This is a genomic window from Arcobacter vandammei (assembly GCF_016106035.1).
GTDB classification, from domain to species: Bacteria; Campylobacterota; Campylobacteria; order Campylobacterales; family Arcobacteraceae; genus Aliarcobacter; species Aliarcobacter vandammei.
Genome location: NZ_JADKPZ010000007.1, coordinates 59,780 through 80,543 on the forward strand (window position 1 = coordinate 59,780; position 20,764 = coordinate 80,543).

The following is a 20,764-nucleotide window of genomic DNA, read 5'->3' on the forward strand; positions in this document are numbered from 1 at the left end:
TTTAAATCTTTGAAAGAATAAATTTTTCCATATCCTCAACAATCTCATCAATACTTCTTTCTGCATTAATTTTTGTTAAAATATTTTTTGCTTCATAAAAATCTTGAATAGCTTTTAAAGGTTCTGTATAAACTCTCATTCTATTGTTGAAAACTTCTTCTTTGTCATCAGCTCCCCTATTTCTTCCCAAAACTCTATCTCTTGCTACTTCAGAGCTTACCACAACTTCTATGCAAGATATAAGTTTTACTTCATTTTCATCTTTTAAATATTTATCAAGTTCACTCATTTGCTCCAAACTTCGTGGGTAGCCATCTATTATTATTGTATTTGTTGGAGCATTTTTAATTGCAGTTAAAATTGTCTTTATTGCAATATTAATAGGCACTATATTTCCAGCTTTTATAAAAGTATCAATTATTTTTCCTGTTTCGCTTCCGCTATTTACTTCTGCTCTAAACATATCGCCTGTACTATAATGTGTTATATTTTCGTGCTTTTTTGCTATAAGTTCTGCATCTGTTGTTTTTCCACTTCCTGGAGCTCCAATTATTAAAAATAGTTTTTTCATATTATTTACCTTTTAAATAGTTCCTATTTAAAAGGAACCGTTTCATTTATGACTACTTTTTATCGCAATTTGTAAAAAAATTACTAAAAGTAGCTTGTTCTTTAGAACTCTCTTTGAGAAAACCCTAAAGGGCTTCAAGAATGAAGCTTTAAGATTAATGTTTTATTGTATCAAAAATTATTTAAAAGCAAAGTGTAACTTCAAAAACTTATCTACTATTAAATGCTTTTTATATACAATAAGCAAAAAAATTTTAAGGATAAAATATGAATTTAATGCTATTTGGTGCTCCTGGAGCTGGAAAAGGAACTCAAGCAAAGTTTTTGATAGAAAAGTACAATATCCCTCAAATCTCAACAGGAGATATTTTAAGAGCTGCAATTGCTGATAAAACAGAGATGGGAATGGAAGCAAAAAACTTTATGGATGCTGGAAAATTAGTTCCAGATTCTACAATTATAGGAATTATTAAAGATAGACTTGCTGAACCTGACTGTAAAAATGGATTTATTTTAGATGGTTTTCCAAGAACTCTAGCTCAAGCTGAAGCTTTAAATGAGCTAATGAAAAATATGAATATAAATTTAGACAAAGTAATCTCTTTAAATGTTCCAGATGAACTAATAGTAGGAAGAATAACAGGTAGAAGAGTTTGTGGTAAATGTGGAGCATCTTTCCATGTAGAGTTTAATCCTGCAAAAAAAGATGATATTTGCGATTATTGTGAAGGTGAATTAATAATTAGAAAAGATGATAATGCTGAGACTGTAAAAAGCCGTCTTGAAGCATATCACACTCAAACTTCTCCATTAATCGATTTTTATAAAAAAATGAATCTATTTATTGAACTTGACGGTACAAAAGATGTAAGTGAAGTTACAAAAGATATGATAGAAGCACTTTCTTAACACTTTTAAAAGTAGCTAATTTAGCTACTTTTACTTAATTATACTATTAGTAAGATTTATTAAATTTGTATGCCAATCTTCATTAAAAATATTATTTTCAATAGCTTGAACTTTTAAGTTTGTAGCTAAAATATTTGCAAATTTTTCATCATAAGAGTAACAATACAAAAGTTTTGTTGCTTCACTATTTTCATAAGTTTTATTTAAATTTTTTAACTCAAGAGTAGTAAAAACCTTTTTATCTTTTTTTATAACTTCTAACCTAAATCTATTCGCAAAATAGTCCCAATAATCTTCAATTGCATAAAAACTATTAATATCACTTTTATTTAAATTTTGAAGAATAAATAAAAAAGTTTCATCTATTTCATTTAAAAAACTCTCATAATTTTTCTTATAAAAACTATGATTTCTTGTATCTATTTTTGAAAATAAATCAAAAACATTTTTTGCAATATCTTTTATAGCAAAAGGATCAGTCCAAATATATGGATTTGAAGAAATTTTATCTATATTTTTTGATAAATCTACAATCTCTAATTTTTTATTATTTTGTTTTAGAATATCTGCATATTTATTCTCTATATCTAAACCAAAATGAAGAAAAAACTTTGAATTTGATAGTTTTTTTAATTCAGAAGTTGGGATTTCAATATACTTATTTATAAATCTATGAGAAATTTCAGTTATTTCTGCCTCTTGTTTTACAATTTTTTTAATAATTGCACTTTCAAGAGGGAAATATGTAGTTACTTGTATTTTTGCAAATAGAAAAATAGGAAAAATTAGTATAAATATTAACTTTTTCACTATATTTTCTTATTATTTATTAGTTTAATTCTGTTTTTCGCACTCTGATATGCAACTCTTTTAATTGAGCTTCATCAACACTTGATGGAGCTTGAGTTAATAAACATTGAGCTTTTTGAGTTTTTGGGAATGCTATAACATCTCGTATAGAATCAGTTCCAGCTAAAAGCATAATCATTCTATCAAGTCCTAGTGCAAATCCACCGTGGCTTGGAGCTCCATATTGAAGTGCATCAAGTAAGAAACCAAATTTTTCTTGTGCTTCTTCTTTACTAATTCCCATTAATTCAAATACTTTGCTTTGAATTTCCTCTTTATGTATTCTTATGCTTCCACCACCAAGCTCAGTACCATTTAAAACAATATCATAAGCGATTGATTCAATATCTTCTAAATCCTCTTTGTTTAAATCTTTTGGCATAGTAAATGGATGATGAAGTGCTTTTGTTCTTCCATCTTCAACCTCAAACATAGGGAAATCTACAACCCATAAAAACTCATAAGCATCTGCTGGAATTATATTCATCTCATTTGCTAAGAAAAGTCTAAATCTTCCCATATAATCCCATACAGTTTTTTTATCCCCTGCTCCAAAGAATACTACATCTCCAACTTCAAGATTTGTAACTTTTACAATCTCTTCTAAATCAGCTTCACTAAAGAACTTAGTTAATGGACCTTTTAATCCATCTTCTTTCATTTGGAAGTATCCAAGACCTTTTGCTCCAAATTTTCTTACATAATCTTCAAAGCTTTTCATCTGTCTTTTTGAGAAGATATTATCTCCATTTGGGCATCTTAAAGCTTTGATTCTATTGGCTTTTTTCTCTTTTGCTATTTCGCTAAAAATCTCATTTGTAGAGTTAGCAAAAATATCAATAACATCAATCAGAGGCATATCAAATCTTAAATCTGGTTTATCACTTCCGTAACTCTCCATGGCTTCACTATATTTCATTCTTCTAAATGTACTTGGAATATTTTTTCCACATTTAGTAAATACATCATAGATTAATTTTTCAGCAACACCTATTACATCTTCTTGAGAGCAAAAACTCATCTCAACATCTATTTGAGTAAATTCTGGTTGTCTATCTGCTCTTAAATCTTCATCTCTAAAACATTTTGCAATTTGAAAATATCTATCAAACCCTGCAACCATTAAAAGTTGTTTAAATAGTTGTGGAGATTGTGGTAATGCATAAAACTCACCAGCATGAACCCTTGAAGGAACTAAATAATCTCTTGCACCTTCTGGTGTAGATTTTGTTAAAATTGGAGTTTCAACATCTAAAAATCCTAACTCATCAAGAGTGTTTCTTGCTTGAATAGTTGCTTTACTTCTTAATTGAAAAATATCAAATGATTTTTTACTTCTAAGCTCTAAAAATCTATTTCTTAGCTTTATCTCATCATTTACTTTTTCATCATTTATATCAAAAGGCATAGCTTTGCTTCTGTTTTCAATCACAAGATTTTCTAAAATAATCTCTATTTTTCCTGTTTCAAGATTTGGATTTTCTAAGCCTTCACCTCTAGCTCTAACTGTTCCAGTTGCTATTAAAACATACTCATCTCTTACTGTTTCAGCAACACTTAAAGCCTCTTTACAGTCTTGTGGGTCAGCTACTAGTTGCACTAAACCACTTTTATCTCTTAAATCTATAAAAATAATCCCACCGTGGTCTCGTCTGCTATTAACCCAACCAGCAACAGTTACTTTTTGCCCTATTAAATTTTCTCTTACACTTGTATTATAATGTGTTCTCAAATTAAACTCCATTTTTCTAAATAAACCGCGATTTTATCTAAAACTTACTTAATCTCAACAAATCCATATTCTGTTACTTTAAAAAGTCTTGGAATATAAACTGCTTCATTATTTACTATTTTTGTAGGAACTAGTCCATTATTACCATTTATCAAATAATTAGTTCCAACCAAAGTAGAGTAATCAACCCACGAAAAATTCAAATCTCCACCCATTGAAGTAACCTCTTCTCTTAGTTTGCTATTTACTTCAGATATAGAGTTTGCTATTACTAATTTATTTCTATCTTCACTTTGAGTTAAAGTAAGTAAATTTAAATCATAATTTGCTTGTGTACCAAATACAAAAGCTGGATTAATATTATTTGCTCTTAATTGAGATAAAATCATAGCACTTTTTACAATATCCAAATTCAGGTATAAACTTTTATTGTTAAGTCCACCAACAAGTCCTTTGAAATTTTTTTCACTATTACTAATCTCTCTTTCAATACCACTTGGAACTACACTATTATAGGCTTTTTTAATATTTTTACTTAAGAAAGTATCTTGAAAAAACAGTACATTATTTCCATTTGAGTAATAACTTAATTTTTTAAGTTGTTCTTCATAAGATATTGAACCAAAAATTAAATTATCATTATTTTCTAAACTATCCTTTTTCTCAATTAAAGGAAGATATACTTTTAAATCGGAACTTGCAACTTTATTTAAACTATTTATTGCTTTTGGCGAGAAAAGTGCTATAACATTTTTTAAACCACTATTTTTTAACTTTGAAAAAGCTTCTTCAATGCTATTTAGATTTTCATCACTTGTTTCAATAACAGTAAGATTATATTGTGCATTTGCAAAAGATAAATAAGCAGAAATTGTATTTAATGAACTTTTTGCATATTTTGAAAGAACAGTTGGATAAACAAAAGCTAAATTAATATTAGCTCTTGTTAAGTCAATAGTAGCAAATTTTTCATCTTCTTCAAAAACTTCATTTTTGCTTCCATTGTTATCGATTATTTGCTCTTTTATATCAGTTTCCATAACTTCAACAGGAACAAACTCTTCTACAACTGTAACTTTATCTTCATCTACTTGTTTTGGTGTTGATGGTTGAACAACAGGAGACTTTTGACCTGGCATTTTTAACTGAACAACTTGCTTTTGAGTACAACCAAAAAAGGCGAAAACTACTAATAGTAAAACTAATAACTGTTTCAATTTAACTCCTCTAAAAAACTTTTTATATTTAACATATCAAAATAAGTCTCTTTTTTAAGTGATGGGTTTCTAAGAAGGAAACTAGGAGAGTATATAGATATTATTTGTGTATCATTAAACTTCAGAAATTTACCTTTATTTGCCAAGAAATCACCACTTTTAAGTAAATAAGAGTAAACTTTTTCACCTAAAGCTACAATTAATTTTGGTTTTATAATATCTATTTGTTTTAATAAATAGTCATTACAAGTGTCAAAATTAGAATTTGAAGCACCATTTAAAGATTTACATTTTACCAATGAAGTGATATAAACTTCCTCTTTTTTTATATTTAAAACATTCTCTATCATTTTAGATAGTATCTCTCCACTATTTCCAACATAAAATGAATTTAATTCATCTTCACTAGAACTTGGTTCATCTTGTATAAACATAATTTGACTTTTAGGGCTACCAAAACCAAATAAAACTTTTTTTCTTGATTTTGATAATTCACATAAATAGCAATTTTCACTTATTTTATGTAATTCAACTAAACTATTTGGTAAATTCTGATTTTTTATATCAAAACTTCCAATATCAAAATCGTCATGATAGCTATATCCAAATGATTTTAGATTATACAAATATTTTAAAACTTGATTCTTTACTTTGATTGTCATAAGGGATTTTACAAAAATTATACTTTAGTATTATTGATTTAAAAAAAGATTATTAAATAAGGAGAAAATCCTTATTTAATTAAGATACTATTTGTATCTGTGAGTAATTCTACCTTTATCTAGCGAATAAGGTGTAATTTCTACTTTTACAGTATCGTTTGGTAATATTTTTATATAGTGCATTCTCATTTTTCCTGAGATATGACATAAAACTATATGTCCATTATCCAATTGAACTCTAAACATTGCATTTGGTAAAGCTTCAACAACTTTTCCATCAACAACTATTACATCATCTTTTGCCACATTAGTTCCTTAATTTTCCGTTTTACTTAAAATAACTGCTCGTCCATCAACTACAGCAACTGTATGCTCATAATGACTCCCTCTTAATCCATCAGCAGAAACAACATCCCAACCATTTTTTAAAATAACAGGATTTCTATCTTTTTGACAAATCATGGGTTCAATACAAAATACCATTCCATTTTTTATTTTTGGTCCAGATTTTGTATTTCCATGTTCCAAGTAGTTTGGAATTTCAGGATCTTCATGTGGTTTTCTTCCAATACCATGTCCACAAAATCTAACTAGTGGCTGGTATCCTCTAGCAACAATAAAATCCTCAATAGCTTTTGATAGCTCTTTAAATCTCATACCTTCTTCAATTATATCAATTGCATAATATAATGAATCTTTTGCACAAGCTATCAAATCTTCATCTTTTTTAGAGATTTTTCCAATTGGCATAGTAATAGCACTATCACCATACCAACCATCAATTTCTGTTCCAATATCAAGACCTAGAATATCGCCCTCTTTTAGGACAACATCACTAGGAATTCCATGAATTATAACTTCATTTAAAGATGTACAAACAGCATTAGGAAATCCATATAAACCTTTAAAAGCAGGTCTTGCTCCAAGGCTTTCTATAAATTTATCTCCCATTGCATCAACTTCTTTTAAAGTCATTCCAGCTTTTACATTTTCCTCTAAATATTTTAAAGTTTTTGCAACAGCAATATTTGCTACAGAAAGTTTTTCAATCTCTTGTGGTTTTCTAATTGCAATAGACATTTTATAATCCAACCGCACTTAGAGTTTGATATTTATTTGAATATTGTTGAGCTTCAATTTTTCTCATAGTATCTATAGCAACTTGAACAACAATTAAAACAGCAACCCCACCAAAATAGAAAGGTACTCCCATAGCTTTAACTATTAACCAAGGAAGAGTAGATATTAATCCCATATAAATAGCTCCCCAGAAAGTTAATCTTCCTGCAACATCATTTAAATAACCAGCTGTTCCCTCTCCTGGTCTAATTCCAGGGATGAATCCACCTTGTCTTTTTAAATTTTCACTAATATCTTTTGCATTAAATGTAATTGATGCATAGAAAAATGCAAAGAAAACTACAAATAAAAACATAAATAAATTAAAAGTATATGAACTTGGATTTAAATAATCTGCAATCATTACTAAATATTTATTTTGGCTTCCTTGTAAAATTGTACTTGGAAACATCAAAATAGCACTTGCAAAAATTGCTGGAATTACTCCACTTAAATTTACTTTAATTGGAATATAGTTCATAACTCTTTTGTTTTGGTTTTGCATAATTACTTTTCTTGAGTAAGAAACAGGAACTCTTCTCTCTCCTAACTCAACATAAATAATAGATCCTACCGTTGCTAAAATTACTAAAATAATTCCAATAACAGTTAAGAAATGCATTTGACCATTATTTACTAAATCAACAGTTCCACCAATAGCACTCGGAATTGCTGAAACGATACCTGCAAAGATAATTAAAGAAATACCATTTCCAATTCCTCTTTGAGTAATTTGCTCTCCAATCCACATTAAAAGCATTGTTCCAGTAAGCATTGAAATAGCCGAAACAGCAATAAATGTATTCATATCAATAGAAATTGCAGCTTGACCACTTTGACCTGTTAGTGAATTTAAACCAATAGAAACACCAATAGACTGAATAAGAGTAATAACAATAGTTGTATATCTGATGATTTGCATATATTTTTGCATTCCATCTCTCTCTTTTTTCATTTTACCAAGTGTGGGGAAAGTTGCTGCTAGAAGCTCCATAATAATAGAAGCAGTAATGTAAGGCATAATTCCTAGTGAGATAATACTTAGTCTTTCAACTGCATTTCCACTAAACATATTAACTAGACCTAATGCATTGTTTGCATTTGAATCAAAAAATTCTTTAACTACATCTATATTAACTCCAGGAACTGGCACATATGCCAGTAGCCTGTAAAGAAGAATAAAACCTAATGTAATAAGAATCTTATTTACTAGATCTTTACTCATAATTAATTTCCAGTAGTTGTAACGTTTTCGTCTTTAATCTTAGCGCTTAAATTTTTAGCTGTTGCACCAATTAATTTAACTTTTACAACAGATTTTGATAATTTATATACAGATTTAATTGTCTCAACTGTAATTTCTGGTAATTCAGCAATTGCAGTTACTTTTTCAACATTAATCGAATATGGTTTAACTACTCTTGATATAAATCCAACTTTAGGAAGTCTTCTTGCTAGTGGTTGTTGTCCACCTTCAAAACCTCTTTTTACATTATATCCAGATCTAGCTTTTTGACCTTTATTACCTTTTCCAGCAGTTTTACCGTTACCGCTTCCTTGTCCTCTACCTTTTCTTTTAGCAGCTTTTGTACTACCGCAAGCTGGTTGTAAATTATCTAATATCATCTTCTTATCCTTTAATTCTTGCTAAAGCTTCAACTGTAGCTTGTACAAGGTTATTTGGATTATTTGAACCTAAAGATTTTGCAATAATATCTTTAACTCCAGAAAGCTCAAGAACAGGTCTTGCAGCTCCTCCAGCGATTAGCCCAGTTCCTTCTGAAGCTGGTCTTAATAATATTTTACTTGCATTATATTTGTGTTCAATATCATGTGCTATAGTAGTACCTTTAATAGAAATAGTAACTAAGCTTTTGAATGCATCATCTAATGCTTTTTTAATTGCATCAGGAACTTCTTTAGCTTTACCAGTTCCAAATCCTACTGTTCCGTTTTTATCTCCAACAACAACTAAAGCTGTAAATCTGAATCTTCTTCCACCTTTTACAACTTTTGTTACTCTTCCGATTTTAACGATTGCTTCTTGAAAATCTTCTCTATTTACTGCCATCATTAATCCTTATAATTTAATACCATTTTCTCTTAATGCGTCAGCAAATGCTGCAACAACACCATGATAAAGATACCCGTTTCTATCATAAACAACTGTTTCAATTCCAGCTGCTTTTAATTTAGAAGCAAACTCAGCTGCAACTTTAGCAGCATTCTCTTTATTACCACTTAAACCCATAGCTTGAGAGCTAACAGCTGCTAAAGTTCTACCTTCAACATCGTTGATAGCTTGTGCACTAATGTATTTGTTTGATTTAAAAATAGATACTCTTGGTTTATCTGCTGTACCAAAAATATTAGCTCTAACTCTTTTTTTTCTTTTAATTCTTAAAGCAACTTTTTTTGCTAAATCTTTTACTCTACTCATAGTTACACCTTACTTCTTAGCAGTTTTTCCGGCTTTTCTAATGATTTTCTCATCAGTATACTTAACACCTTTACCTTTATATGGTTCTGGTTTTCTAAAGCCTCTAATAATTGCAGCAGCTTGTCCAACTTGTTGTTTATCTGCACCTTTAACAGTTATGATATTTTTATCAACTGAAATTTCTAAACCTTTTTGAATTTCAAAGTTAATTGGATGAGAGTAACCTAAGATTAACTCTAAAACATCACCTTTTACAGCTGCTTTATATCCAACTCCGTTGATTTCTAATGATTTTGTGAACCCTTCGTGTAAACCATTAATTGCATTTGCAGTTAATGCTCTATAAGTTCCCCAAAATGCAGCTGCTTCTTTAGTCTCACCATTTTTAGTTAAAACAACTTGACCATTTGCAACTTCAACACCAACTCTCCCATGAGTTTCAACAGTAGAAACATTGTTTCCTTTTTTAACACTAATTAGTGTTCCATTTACAGTTACTTCAATTCCTGCAGGAATTGTGATAGGTTTTTTACCAATTCTTGACATTACACTCTCCTACCAAACAGTACAAAGTACTTCTCCACCAACGTTTGCTGCATAAGCCTCATCGTTAGCGATAATCCCTTTATTTGTAGAAAGGATAATAGTACCGTACCCATTTTTAAAGTTTTTAATTTCAGAAGCTGGTTTATAAACTCTTCTTCCTGGTTTAGAAACTCTTACAATTTCGTTAATTGCTGATTTTTCTTTTTCATCATATTTTAATTCAACTTGAATTGTTTTTTTATTGTTTTGTCCATCAATAACTTTGAAACCAGCAATATACTCTTTTTGTAGTAAAACATTTAAAACACCTACTACAGTATTTGAGTGTAATAATGTTGCAACTTCTAATCTTCTCATTGCAGCATTTCTTATTCTAGTCAAAGCATCTGCGATTAAATCATTCATCATAGCTTTTTTCTCCTACCAACTAGCTTTTCTAACACCAGGTAATAAACCTTCGTTAGCCATTTTTCTTAAACAAACTCTACATAGACCAAAATCTTTATATACTGAGTGAGGTCTTCCACAAACAGAACATCTTGTATATGCTCTTACCGCAAATTTAGGTGTTCTTTGTTGTTTAGCGATCATAGATTTTTTTGCCATTACGCTCTTCCTTTTGTAAATGGAATTCCAATTAATTCTAATAGTCTATAAGCTTCAGCATCAGTTGAAGCAGTAGTTGCTACAGAAATATTCATTCCATGTGTTTTAATGATGTTATCATAAACTACTTCTGGGAACATTAATTGCTCATCAAGACCAAAGTTAAAGTTTCCTCTACCATCAAAACCATTTTTGTTTAAACCTCTAAAGTCTTTTACTCTTGGTAATGCAATAGTGCAAAGTTTATCTAAGAAGTTATACATTTGCTCACCTCTTAAAGTAACTTTAATACCAACAGGCATTCCTTCTCTTACTTTAAATCCTGCAACAGATTTTTTAGCAATAACTTTAACTGCTTTTTGACCAGCAATTAAAGAGATTGTATCTTGCATATTTTGGATTAGTTTAGCATCTTTCATAGCTTCACCAGCACCAACAGAGATAACAACTTTTTCAATTTTAGCTGTTAAAGTTTTGTTTTTTGGAAACTCTGTCTCAAGTACAGGTCTAATCTCAGCTTTATATTTTTCTAATAATCTTGAAGCCATTTCTTACCCTTCCACTTTTGCCACATTTGAAATATCAATTGGCATCTCTTTGTTTATAAATCCACCATCTGGATTTCTTTCTTGGTCTGGTTTAACAGTTTTTTTAGCAACTTTGCAATCTTTTACAATTACTTTGTTCTCTTTTGGTAATACTCTTAAAACTTCTCCAGTTTTTCCTTTATCATCACCAGCGATGATTTTAACTGTATCACCTTTTTTAATTTTTAATTTAATAGCCATTATAGTACCTCCGGTGCAAGTGAAACGATTTTCATAAATCCTGAATATCTAACTTCTCTGGCAACTGGTCCAAAAATTCTTGTTCCAACAGGCTCTCTTTTAGCATCTAAAATAACAGCAGCATTGTCATCAAATCTAATTAATGAACCATTTTCTCTTTGAACTTCTTTATGAGTTCTTACAATTACAGCTTTAACAACTTGACCTTTTTTAATTTTTCCAGTTGGAAGAGCTTTTTTAACAGAAGCAACGATAACATCACCAACAGTTGCATATCTTCTTTTAGAACCACCTAAAACTTTGATACACATAATCTCTTTAGCACCTGTGTTATCTGCTACATTTAATCTTGAAAAACTTTGAATCATTATTTAACTCCTGTAGCAAGGATAGTTTTTAGTCTAAAAGATTTAGTTTTTGACAATGGTCTACATTCAACTGCAACTACAGTGTCACCAACATTTAACTCATTTCTTTCGTCATGAATTAAATATTTTTTAAATCTTTTTACAGTTTTATGATACTTTGGGTGTAAAACTGATCTTGTAACTAAAACAGAAGCTGTTTTATCACCTGATCTTTTTACTACTACACCTTGAATCTCTCTTTTATGTGTCATACTAGATCCTTAGTTAGCATTAAGAGCTGTAATAGCAGTCTGAATTCTAGCAATATCTTTTTTTGCTGTTCTTAACTCAGATGTATTTGTTAGCTGCATAGTTTTTAGCTTAGCTTTTAATTCAAAAAGAAGCACCTTTTTCTCTTTTAATAGTACTTGTAATTCATTCAAGTTTTTATCTTTTAAATCAGTATAGTTCATTTTCGCTATCTCTTGTTACAATTTTAGTTTTAAAAGGTAATTTGTACATAGCTAAAGCTAAAGCTTCTCTTGCTAATTCTTCACCAACTCCAGCCATTTCAAAACAAATTCTTCCTGGTTTGATGTTCATTACCCATTTATCAACTGAACCTTTACCTTTACCCATTCTTGTTTCTAATGGTTTTGCAGTAAGTGGTTTATCAGGGAATACCATAATCCAAACTTTCGCTTGTCTTTTTACTTTTCTAGTCATTGCAATTCTTGATGCTTCAATTTGTCTTGAATCAATTCTACCATGCTCTAGAGCTTTAATTCCGAAATCTCCGTAAGCTAAAGAGTTACCTCTATGAGCTTGACCTCTATTTCGGCCTTTCATCATTTTTCTAAATTTAGTTCTTTTAGGAATTAACATGATTATTTACCTCTTTTCTTAGCAGGTCTTCTTTTTGGTTTAGCTTCACTTGTTTCAGCTTTTTCAGTTGGAATTCCTTTAGCTAATACTTCACCTTTGAAAATCCATACTTTAATACCAATACAACCATAAGTTGTGTGAGCTTCAGCAAAACCATAATCAATTCTTGCTCTTAATGTATGTAATGGAACTCTTCCTTCTAAATACCACTCAGTTCTAGCCATTTCAGCTCCACCAAGTCTTCCAGAAACAGATACTTTAATACCTTTTGCTCCACCTTTTAATGCATTTTGCATAACTCTTTTCATTGCTCTTCTAAATGCAACTCTTCTTTCAAGTTGTTGAGCAACATTTTCAGCTGATAATTGAGCAGAAGTTTGAGGTTTTCTCTCTTCTTTAATATTAACAGCAATCTCTTTTCCAACTAATTTAGATAAAGAGTCTTTTAGTTTTTCAACATCTGCACCTTTTTTACCAATGATAATTCCAGGTCTTGCTGCAACAACAGTTACTCTTACTTTTTTAGCTGTTCTTTCAATAACAGTTTGAGCAATTCCAGCATAATATAACTCTTTTTTAACAAATTTTCTTATTTTGTCATCTTCAGCTACATTTGCAGGCATTGTTTCAAATTTTGGGAACCATCTTGAATCCCAGTTTCTATTGATACCTAATCTTAAACCTATTGGACTAACTTTTTGACCCATTATTTGTCTCCTTTTGTAGAAGCAGCTACTTCAATCATAATATGTGCAGTTGGTTTATGCTTTGGAGAAGCTGAACCTCTTGCTCTTGGAGTAAATCTTTTTAAAACTGGTCCTTTATCAACTCTAGCTGATGTAATAACTGCATCAACAGGATCTAAACCAGAATTTGCAACAGCTGAAGCTATTACTTTAGAGATAATTCCAGCAGCTTTGTTTGGAGTAAATTGTAAAGATGCAATTGCATACTCTGCATTCATTCCTTGAACTTCTCTAGCAATAAGTCTTGCTTTAATTGGAGAAACTCTAATAAATTTTAATATTGCTCTTGCCATAATTACGCCTTTCTTTGAACAGAACCTTTGTGGCCCTTGAATGTTCTAGTTGGTGCAAACTCACCTAATTTATATCCAACATGGTTCTCTGTAATTAATACAGGAACAAAGTTTCTTCCGTTATGTACATTGAATGTTAATCCAATCATATCTGGTAATACTGTAGATCTTCTTGACCAAGTTTTGATTGGTTTTTTATCTTTTGCAGCATTTGCACTTACTACTTTTTTTAATAAGTGTGCATCTATAAATGGACCTTTTTTTATTGATCTTGCCATCTTATACCCTTATTTCTTTCTTCTTGAAATGATTAGTTTATCACTAGCTTTTTTCTTTCTAGTTTTATAACCTTTAGTTGGCATACCCCATGGAGTAACAGGATGTCTTCCAGAGTTAGTTTTACCTTCCCCTCCACCGTGTGGGTGATCAATAGGGTTCATAGCAGATCCTCTTGTTTGAGGTCTAATACCTAGGTGTCTACTTCTACCAGCTTTTCCAACTACCATATTTATATAATCTTCGTTTCCAACTACACCAATTGTAGCCATACAAACTCCAAGAATTTTTCTCATCTCACCTGAAGGTAATCTTAAGATAACATATTTATCTTCTCTACCCATGATTTGAGCATACCCACCAGCAGATCTTGCAAATTGAGCACCTTTCCCTGGTTTTAATTCTATGTTGTGAACCATTGTTCCAACTGGAATATTTGCTAATTGCATTGCATTACCTGGTAAAATATCAAGTCCAGATATAGCAGCTTGTACTTTATCCCCAACTTTCATTCCTGATGGTTGAATGATATATCTTTTGTCTCCATCTACATATGAAACTAAACAAATTCTACAATTTCTATATGGATCATATTCAACAGTTGCAATTGTTCCTTCTATTCCAAATTTATCTCTTTTGAAATCGATAATTCTGTATAGTTTTTTAGCACCTGCTTCTTTGTGTCTTGAAGTAATTCTTCCGTTATTATTTCTACCAGCTGCAGCTTTTACTCTTACAAGTAATGATCTTACCGTTGGTTTTGAAGTAATATCAGAACTATCAATAACTGACATAAATCTTCTAGCAGGAGTTATTGGTCTAAATTTTTTAATTGACATTTTTTACTCCTTATGCTGAAAGGTTCGCAATTGCTGCGCCTTCTGGTAGTGTTACATAGAATTTTTTGAAATCAACTCTTTTACCAAGTTTCCCTCTAAATCTTTTAACTTTTCCATCTTGTCTTAAAGAGTTAATTTTTGTTGGAACAACTCCAAAATACTCTTTGAAAACCTCTTTTAAACCTGTTTTAGTCATTCTAGGACTAGTTTGAACAACGATTACACCGTTTTCTTGAAGCTCAATTGTTTTTTCTGTATATAAAATTGATTTAATATCTGTAATATCTGCCATCTTAAGCCTCTTTTGTTAATAAATCAAGTACTGATTTTTCAATTAGCACAGAGTGATAAACTGCAAGTAAATAAGCATTTACTTCTTGTTTTTCTACTACATAACAGTTTTTAATGTTTCTAAATGCTAAATAAGTTTTTTCATCAATTGTATCAACTACGATTAATGTATCTCTTTTATTTAATTTAGCTAAAACTGCAACCGCATCTTTTGTTTTACCTGACTCTAATTTTAAAGAATCAACAACAAAAAGTGAACCATTATTTGCTTGTGCATTTAAAGCATATTTAAGTGCTAAAGCTTTTTGTTTTTTATTTACTTTTTGCTCATAATTTCTTTTAGTAGGACCGAAAACAACTCCCCCACCAACAAATAAAGGAGATCTTTTTGAACCCCATCTAGCTCCACCAGAACCTTTTTGAGCTTTTGGTTTTTTACCACCACCACTTACTTCTGCTCTTGTTTTTGCAGCTGCAGTGTTTGCTCTTAAAGATGATAAATATGATTTAACATATAAATATAAGTTATGTCTATTTATCTCTTCATAACTTGCTGGTAAAACTACTTCACCATTATTTTCAAATTTTGCATTTAATACTATTGCTTTACTCATTTAGCAACCTTTACTTTTCCTAGTCTTCCATTAGCTCCAGATACTGAACCTTTTAAAACTAAAATTCCAGTTTCTGCATCAAATGATAAAACTTCATTTTTTACAGTTACATTTGTATTTCCGTATTGACCTGGCATTTTTTTACCTGGTTGAACTCTTCCTGGGAACTCACAGTTACCAATTGAACCTGTTCTTTTACCCATTCTATGTCCGTGAGAACTTCTTCCACCAGCAAAATTCCATCTTTTAACAACACCAGAGAAACCTCTACCTTTTGTTTTAAAAGTTGTCTTAACTACTTTTGCTTCACCTAATCCTGCAAGATCTAAATCTCCAGCTTCACTATTTGCTACAGTAATTGTTGCAAATCTGTTAAACTCTTTAGATAGGCTATATTTTTTTTGTTGACCTTCTATAGCTTTGTTAAATTTTTTACCATTGCTATAAGAAACTAATGCTACACCATCAGTAACTTGACATACCTTTGTATCAAGAACTTTTAAAAGTGTAACCGCTGTACTTGGAACAGATACTGTTCTACTCATACCGATTTTTTGAACTATGAATTCCATCTTGTATTACCCTTTCTTAATTATTCTTGACCCATTGATCTTACTTCAACATCAACTTCAGGAGCTAAGTCTAGTTTCATTAAAGAATCAACAGTATCAGCAGTAGCTGCGATAATATCGATAATTCTTGAATGAACTCTAATCTCAAATTGTTCTCTTGAATCTTTGTTTACGTGAGGACCTTTGATAACTGTATATCTTCTGATTTTTGTAGGAAGAGGGATTGGACCTCTCAAATCAGCACCAGTTCTTTTAACAGCTTCAACAATTGAAGCAACACTTCTGTCTAAAACTCTATGATCATAAGCTTTAAGCTTTAATCTGATTTTTTCCATATATTTTTTCCTTTAAAGAACTCGTTAGACTCCAAAATTTGGCTCTAACCACATTAAGTGGACGCGGATTATAACTTAAAAGGGGTTAAATGTCAAGAATTATGGGTGTTTGCTAAAAAAATATTTAAATTTATTTCCTTTATAAAAGGAATAATTATAGCTTTTTAGCTATACTAAAAGCTATAATTAAGATTTGAAAGTTTATTCGTTTTCCATAGAAGTACCACAATATTGGCAAAAATTAAATCCTAAAATAGTATCTTTTTGGCAATAATTACATTTTGTAGTTAATTTATTTTGGCAAATTGGGCAAAAATTCATCATCAAATATGAGACTCTATTTCCGCAAGAATTACATAAATTTTGATTAAATGAATCTATTCTTGAAATCTTATTTTTTTTCATTAATTCATTTTGTTCTTTAAATCTTTTTTGTATTTTGATAATTATAATTGCAAAAATAACTACAAAAACTATTACTAAAAAATAATAAACAACAAATGGAATATCCAAATTATAGAAAAATTCTATAATTTTTGACAAAAATACTTTTGGAAGAAATTTATAAATAATTTCAAAAATTGTAAAAAGTGTAGGAATTAATGCTATAAAAAATAGGTTTTTAAAAATTATATATAGTATATATTTTTCATCTTTTTGATATTTCTTCATAATATAAAAAAATGCAAAAACCAAAGGAAGTAAAAATAGCATTTTAACTATCTCAATCATATAGTAATAGAATCTAAAAGCTTTTCTCTCATCTTCTAAATAACTCTCTTTATTTTTTAAAATAAAGTTTTCAAGCTCTTTTATAGTTGATATACTTGCAAAATTTTTATATATATCATCTTTTTGCGATTTTAAACTTTCTAATTTATTTAAAGAATCATCATATTTTTGCTTAATATTTTCAGAATTCACACCATTTTCAATCAAAGATTTATCATCACTTTGAGATGCAATTTTTTCAAACAATATAGTATTATAATTATTTCTATAATAATTTAACTCATCTTCAAGCTTATAAATCTCATTATTTAATTTTTGAATTTCTTTTTTTATCTCTTTTTTGTTGTACTCATTTTTTACAAGATTAACAAATTTATCCACATCTAAGCATCTTAAATCTACTTCATCTTTATTTTTTTGTATTTCATTTTTATAGTTAGATGTACTATCTTCATAGCTTTGATAATAAGCAAGATTTGTAAATGTATCAAAATTTGATATATTTTCACTTTTAATAATATTTGTACAATAGTATGGATATTTATTTGAAGGAGAGTTTACAAAGCTTGTTTGAAAATTTAGTCCTTCTAAAATTATATTAAAAACTATAATATTTAATATAATAATAAAAAGAATCGTCAATTTTGATAGTTTCTCTTTTGTACCATAGACAAAATTATTTTTGTAAAATTTTTGAATAAAATTTTTCATTGTTTCCCTTATTTTATAATATGGGAAATAATAGCATATTGTTTATAAGAAATATTTTTCTACATTATTTTTAAGTTTAGAATAAATCTCACTAAAATCTGCAGGATAAACTCTAACTCCAGCGATAGTTGAAATAAAGTTTGTATCTCCTAGCCATCTTGGAACTAAATGATAATGTACATGTTGTTCTATTCCAGCACCAGCAGCTTTTCCCAAATTCATTCCTAAATTTACACCCTCACAAGGCATAATCTCTTTTAAAAGCTTAACAGCTTGTCTTGCTCTTTTTGAAACTCTTTGCCAAACAACTTCATCTAAATCTTCGATATTTGAAGTGTGAAAATGTGGAATTACCATAAAATGCCCAGGGCTATAAGGATATTTATTCATAACGACATAGCAATACTCATCAGAAAATAAAACTTCATATTTCTCATCATCTCTATTTTTTGAGATATGACAAAAAATACAATCTTTTATTTTCTCATCGCTAACATAAGAGTATCGCCAAGGTGCATAAATGTGTTCCATTATTTAACCTTAAATAAAGTTTGGTGCATCATTTGCAAACAAAATCAAATCACCTACTCTTGTACTTCTTGCCAAAATAGTTGTCATTTGAGCTTTGTCTTTTAGAACTATTAATTTACTTTTGTCTATATTTGAAGTAAAAATATGTGTATTTAAACTTCCTGTTACTATTACTAAATCAAAAGTTTCATTAATTGCTTTTGCTAACATAATATTTGCTGTATCAGTAGCTTCAACAAGTCCTGGAGTTATAATAACTCTTCTTCCATCATAAGTTGAAGATATTTTAACAGCTTCAAGCATACCTTCAAGATTTCCATTAAATGAGTCATCTAAAATAACTTTTCCATTTTGCTCTATTTTTTGAAGTCTATGTTCAACTTGGGGAATAGTTGTAAGTGCTGCTTTTATCTCTAAAATACTCATTCCTAAGTTATATGCTACTAAAATAACTGCTGTTAAATTTATCGCATTAAAACTTCCTAAAATTGGAGCATAAAAATCTTCAATTCTACCACCAACTTCAACTTCAAACCAAATACCGTCTAAAGTACTTTTTGTAATATTTAAATTATTTGGAAATTTCGTAATTTTTGGATAATCATTAATTGGAACACTTTCGTGAACAAATCCCATCTCCATTCTAGGAGATTTTAATATCTCCATTTTTGTATGAATAATATTATTTAAAGTTTTGAAATACTCAATATGTTGTTCTCCAACACTTCCAATAACACAAATTTGTGGCTCTAAAAAAAGTGTAATTTCTTCTATATCACCTTTTACTCTAGCTCCTGCTTCTGCTATATAAATTTGAGTATCAAGAGGTAAATCTCTATTTACATCAAGAACTAATCCAGCAATTGTATTCACACTTCTTGGAGTTTTATATACTTTAAATCTTGATTTTAAAACATGGTATAAAAAATTTTTAATAGAAGTTTTTCCAAAAGATGCCGTAATTGCAACTGTTCTAAGACCTGCTATACTTCTATGTCTTTGTTTTGCTCTATTTTTAAATGAGATAAAAAATATTTTTTCTAAAATAGTACTTACTATATAAGTTAAAATAAGAGGAATAAAAATAATTTTTTCAACACAATCTTCAAAACTAAGACACAAAGCAATAAGCATAAAAGATAAAATCAGTAAAATTGCCAAAAATCTCTTTACTCTTGATGTCATTATAAGTGGATTTGTAAGTTTTCTATTCCATAAAATAAAACTTGTAAGATAAATAACAAAGAAATATGCTGCAAAATATGGTTCAGGTATTAAATAAAAAAGAATTATAGGAGAAGCAAAATATGTTATATGCCACTGCCATTTGTGGTGTTTAAATATAACTCTATCTAGTTTATAGTTGTACCATTGAAGGTTTGTAATTAAATACCAACCTAAACTCATAATTAAAATAATATGTGTAATTATATTAAGATATTCCATCTTCCACTCTTTTACTAATATTTTCTGCATTTTTTAGGAAAAAATAGTGATCTCCACTATATGATACAAAACTAGAGTTTTTTATCAAATTTGCTATTTTTTTTCCAGACTCCAAAGATGTAGCACTATCTTCTTCTCCCCAAAAAATCAAAGTATTATTTGAGAAGTTTGCAAAATATGAGCTAAAATCTTCATCTACAACATTTTTAAAAGTAGCATACATATTTTCACTCATTTTTTCTACATCTTTACTTCTAAAAATTTTTGTAAAATTTTTAAGTCCTAAACTATTTAAAAGTTTAGCAAAAAATATTTTTATTTTTACCTTTGTTGATTTTTCCTCTAAAATTCCTGCACTGCTTAATAATATTAGATTTTCTGGATTTAGAAGTGTTGCTACTTTACCACCAAAAGAGTGTCCAGCTATTGCTATAGTATTTGAATTTATAGATATTAAAAACTCTTTTACAATTTTTGAATAATCATTTGTAGTTAAAATATATGAATTTTGCGATTTTCCAAAACCTGGCATATCAAGGTAAATATGTCTATAATCTTTTAAATAAGAAGAGAATGCACCTTTCATAATATCTTTATTTGAACCCCAACCATGTAAAAATAGAATATCTTTTGTTTGTGAAGGATTTAATAACTCATAAGAGAGTTCAAAACTTTTTCCTTCAACTACAAGATTTTTTATTGCCAAAC

The 20,764-nt window shown here is 29.4% G+C and carries 33 protein-coding genes; 1 reads left to right on the top strand and 32 read right to left on the bottom strand.

Features of this window, described 5'->3' with window-relative positions:
• Position 1: 1 nt before the first annotated feature.
• Positions 2-571 (bottom strand): adenylate kinase, encoded by a 570-nt coding sequence (locus tag IQC44_RS05180; RefSeq protein ID WP_198305286.1) that lies wholly within the window; start codon positions 569-571, stop codon positions 2-4.
• A 266-nt stretch (positions 572-837) separates the two neighbouring features.
• On the opposite strand from IQC44_RS05180, the gene IQC44_RS05185 reads away from it, so the two are divergent.
• The gene (locus IQC44_RS05185) at positions 838-1,479 is read left to right on the top strand and encodes an adenylate kinase (RefSeq protein WP_198305287.1); all 642 of its coding nucleotides are present in this window, start codon (positions 838-840) and stop codon (positions 1,477-1,479) included.
• Positions 1,480-1,509: 30 nt separating this feature from the next.
• Here the strand turns inward: IQC44_RS05185 and IQC44_RS05190 are convergent, their stop codons facing one another.
• From IQC44_RS05190 to IQC44_RS05340, 31 genes are all read right to left on the bottom strand, one after another.
• Positions 1,510-2,289, bottom strand: a complete 780-nt coding sequence (locus tag IQC44_RS05190) for a metal ABC transporter solute-binding protein, Zn/Mn family (protein WP_198305288.1) — start codon at positions 2,287-2,289, stop codon at positions 1,510-1,512.
• 19 nt (positions 2,290-2,308) lie between these two features.
• On the bottom strand, positions 2,309-4,060 hold the full coding sequence (gene aspS / locus IQC44_RS05195) for an aspartate--tRNA ligase (protein ID WP_198305289.1): 1,752 nt from the start codon (positions 4,058-4,060) through the stop codon (positions 2,309-2,311).
• A 44-nt stretch (positions 4,061-4,104) separates the two neighbouring features.
• Positions 4,105-5,277 (bottom strand): hypothetical protein, encoded by a 1,173-nt coding sequence (locus tag IQC44_RS05200; RefSeq protein WP_198305290.1) that lies wholly within the window; start codon positions 5,275-5,277, stop codon positions 4,105-4,107.
• Positions 5,274-5,939 carry a uracil-DNA glycosylase gene (locus IQC44_RS05205; RefSeq protein ID WP_198305291.1) on the bottom strand — a complete coding sequence of 222 codons (666 nt, stop codon included), beginning with the start codon at positions 5,937-5,939 and terminating at the stop codon, positions 5,274-5,276. Before IQC44_RS05205 ends, IQC44_RS05200 begins: the two co-directional genes overlap by 4 nt.
• An 87-nt stretch (positions 5,940-6,026) precedes the next feature.
• Positions 6,027-6,245, bottom strand: a complete 219-nt coding sequence (gene infA / locus IQC44_RS05210) for a translation initiation factor IF-1 (protein WP_026805377.1) — start codon at positions 6,243-6,245, stop codon at positions 6,027-6,029.
• A gap of 9 nt (positions 6,246-6,254) precedes the next feature.
• Positions 6,255-7,019 carry a type I methionyl aminopeptidase gene (gene map / locus IQC44_RS05215; RefSeq protein WP_198305292.1) on the bottom strand — a complete coding sequence of 255 codons (765 nt, stop codon included), beginning with the start codon at positions 7,017-7,019 and terminating at the stop codon, positions 6,255-6,257.
• A gap of 1 nt (position 7,020) precedes the next feature.
• On the bottom strand, positions 7,021-8,283 hold the full coding sequence (secY, locus tag IQC44_RS05220) for a preprotein translocase subunit SecY (RefSeq protein WP_198305293.1): 1,263 nt from the start codon (positions 8,281-8,283) through the stop codon (positions 7,021-7,023).
• 2 nt (positions 8,284-8,285) lie between these two features.
• Positions 8,286-8,684, bottom strand: a complete 399-nt coding sequence (gene rplO / locus IQC44_RS05225; protein WP_198305294.1) for a 50S ribosomal protein L15 — start codon at positions 8,682-8,684, stop codon at positions 8,286-8,288.
• Positions 8,685-8,688: 4 nt separating this feature from the next.
• Positions 8,689-9,129 (bottom strand): 30S ribosomal protein S5, encoded by a 441-nt coding sequence (gene rpsE / locus IQC44_RS05230; protein ID WP_198305295.1) that lies wholly within the window; start codon positions 9,127-9,129, stop codon positions 8,689-8,691.
• 9 nt (positions 9,130-9,138) lie between these two features.
• Positions 9,139-9,498, bottom strand: a complete 360-nt coding sequence (gene rplR, locus IQC44_RS05235; RefSeq protein WP_198305296.1) for a 50S ribosomal protein L18 — start codon at positions 9,496-9,498, stop codon at positions 9,139-9,141.
• A gap of 9 nt (positions 9,499-9,507) precedes the next feature.
• Positions 9,508-10,044 carry a 50S ribosomal protein L6 gene (gene rplF / locus IQC44_RS05240; protein WP_198305297.1) on the bottom strand — a complete coding sequence of 179 codons (537 nt, stop codon included), beginning with the start codon at positions 10,042-10,044 and terminating at the stop codon, positions 9,508-9,510.
• Positions 10,045-10,053: 9 nt separating this feature from the next.
• Entirely contained in the window at positions 10,054-10,452 is a 399-nt protein-coding gene (rpsH, locus tag IQC44_RS05245; protein ID WP_198305298.1) for a 30S ribosomal protein S8, read from the bottom strand.
• Between the two features lie 12 nt (positions 10,453-10,464).
• Positions 10,465-10,650, bottom strand: a complete 186-nt coding sequence (locus tag IQC44_RS05250; RefSeq protein ID WP_024776091.1) for a type Z 30S ribosomal protein S14 — start codon at positions 10,648-10,650, stop codon at positions 10,465-10,467.
• On the bottom strand, positions 10,650-11,198 hold the full coding sequence (gene rplE / locus IQC44_RS05255) for a 50S ribosomal protein L5 (protein WP_198305299.1): 549 nt from the start codon (positions 11,196-11,198) through the stop codon (positions 10,650-10,652). Before rplE ends, IQC44_RS05250 begins: the two co-directional genes overlap by 1 nt.
• 3 nt (positions 11,199-11,201) lie before the next feature.
• Positions 11,202-11,438, bottom strand: coding sequence for a 50S ribosomal protein L24 (gene rplX / locus IQC44_RS05260; RefSeq protein ID WP_198305300.1), 237 nt, complete (start codon positions 11,436-11,438; stop codon positions 11,202-11,204).
• The gene (gene rplN / locus IQC44_RS05265) at positions 11,438-11,806 is read right to left on the bottom strand and encodes a 50S ribosomal protein L14 (protein ID WP_198305301.1); all 369 of its coding nucleotides are present in this window, start codon (positions 11,804-11,806) and stop codon (positions 11,438-11,440) included. Before rplN ends, rplX begins: the two co-directional genes overlap by 1 nt.
• Entirely contained in the window at positions 11,806-12,057 is a 252-nt protein-coding gene (rpsQ, locus tag IQC44_RS05270) for a 30S ribosomal protein S17 (protein ID WP_198305302.1), read from the bottom strand. Before rpsQ ends, rplN begins: the two co-directional genes overlap by 1 nt.
• 9 nt (positions 12,058-12,066) lie before the next feature.
• Positions 12,067-12,258: a 50S ribosomal protein L29 gene (gene rpmC, locus IQC44_RS05275; protein ID WP_198305303.1), complete on the bottom strand. Its 192-nt coding sequence runs from the start codon at positions 12,256-12,258 to the stop codon at positions 12,067-12,069.
• The gene (gene rplP, locus IQC44_RS05280) at positions 12,245-12,670 is read right to left on the bottom strand and encodes a 50S ribosomal protein L16 (protein ID WP_198305304.1); all 426 of its coding nucleotides are present in this window, start codon (positions 12,668-12,670) and stop codon (positions 12,245-12,247) included. The genes rpmC and rplP overlap by 14 nt, the downstream gene beginning before the upstream one ends.
• Before the next feature lie 2 nt (positions 12,671-12,672).
• Positions 12,673-13,377 carry a 30S ribosomal protein S3 gene (gene rpsC, locus IQC44_RS05285; protein WP_198305305.1) on the bottom strand — a complete coding sequence of 235 codons (705 nt, stop codon included), beginning with the start codon at positions 13,375-13,377 and terminating at the stop codon, positions 12,673-12,675.
• On the bottom strand, positions 13,377-13,709 hold the full coding sequence (gene rplV, locus IQC44_RS05290; protein WP_034216216.1) for a 50S ribosomal protein L22: 333 nt from the start codon (positions 13,707-13,709) through the stop codon (positions 13,377-13,379). The genes rpsC and rplV overlap by 1 nt, the downstream gene beginning before the upstream one ends.
• Before the next feature lie 2 nt (positions 13,710-13,711).
• A complete protein-coding gene (rpsS, locus tag IQC44_RS05295; protein ID WP_024776082.1) occupies positions 13,712-13,987 on the bottom strand; it encodes a 30S ribosomal protein S19 in 276 nt (91 codons plus the stop codon).
• 9 nt (positions 13,988-13,996) lie between these two features.
• The gene (gene rplB / locus IQC44_RS05300) at positions 13,997-14,824 is read right to left on the bottom strand and encodes a 50S ribosomal protein L2 (RefSeq protein WP_198305306.1); all 828 of its coding nucleotides are present in this window, start codon (positions 14,822-14,824) and stop codon (positions 13,997-13,999) included.
• A 10-nt stretch (positions 14,825-14,834) separates the two neighbouring features.
• A complete protein-coding gene (locus tag IQC44_RS05305; RefSeq protein WP_066154604.1) occupies positions 14,835-15,116 on the bottom strand; it encodes a 50S ribosomal protein L23 in 282 nt (93 codons plus the stop codon).
• 1 nt (position 15,117) lies between these two features.
• A complete protein-coding gene (gene rplD / locus IQC44_RS05310) occupies positions 15,118-15,729 on the bottom strand; it encodes a 50S ribosomal protein L4 (protein ID WP_198305307.1) in 612 nt (203 codons plus the stop codon).
• Complete coding sequence (gene rplC, locus IQC44_RS05315) at positions 15,726-16,301, bottom strand: 50S ribosomal protein L3 (RefSeq protein ID WP_198305308.1); 576 nt, start codon at positions 16,299-16,301, stop codon at positions 15,726-15,728. Before rplC ends, rplD begins: the two co-directional genes overlap by 4 nt.
• 20 nt (positions 16,302-16,321) lie before the next feature.
• The gene (gene rpsJ, locus IQC44_RS05320; protein ID WP_024776077.1) at positions 16,322-16,636 is read right to left on the bottom strand and encodes a 30S ribosomal protein S10; all 315 of its coding nucleotides are present in this window, start codon (positions 16,634-16,636) and stop codon (positions 16,322-16,324) included.
• Between the two features lie 201 nt (positions 16,637-16,837).
• Entirely contained in the window at positions 16,838-18,079 is a 1,242-nt protein-coding gene (locus IQC44_RS05325; RefSeq protein ID WP_198305309.1) for a zinc ribbon domain-containing protein, read from the bottom strand.
• A 42-nt stretch (positions 18,080-18,121) separates the two neighbouring features.
• The gene (locus tag IQC44_RS05330) at positions 18,122-18,610 is read right to left on the bottom strand and encodes an HIT family protein (protein WP_198305310.1); all 489 of its coding nucleotides are present in this window, start codon (positions 18,608-18,610) and stop codon (positions 18,122-18,124) included.
• 9 nt (positions 18,611-18,619) lie between these two features.
• Complete coding sequence (locus tag IQC44_RS05335) at positions 18,620-20,056, bottom strand: Mur ligase family protein (protein ID WP_198305311.1); 1,437 nt, start codon at positions 20,054-20,056, stop codon at positions 18,620-18,622.
• On the bottom strand, positions 20,043-20,762 hold the full coding sequence (locus IQC44_RS05340) for an alpha/beta fold hydrolase (protein ID WP_198305312.1): 720 nt from the start codon (positions 20,760-20,762) through the stop codon (positions 20,043-20,045). The genes IQC44_RS05335 and IQC44_RS05340 overlap by 14 nt, the downstream gene beginning before the upstream one ends.
• Positions 20,763-20,764 lie beyond the last annotated feature (2 nt).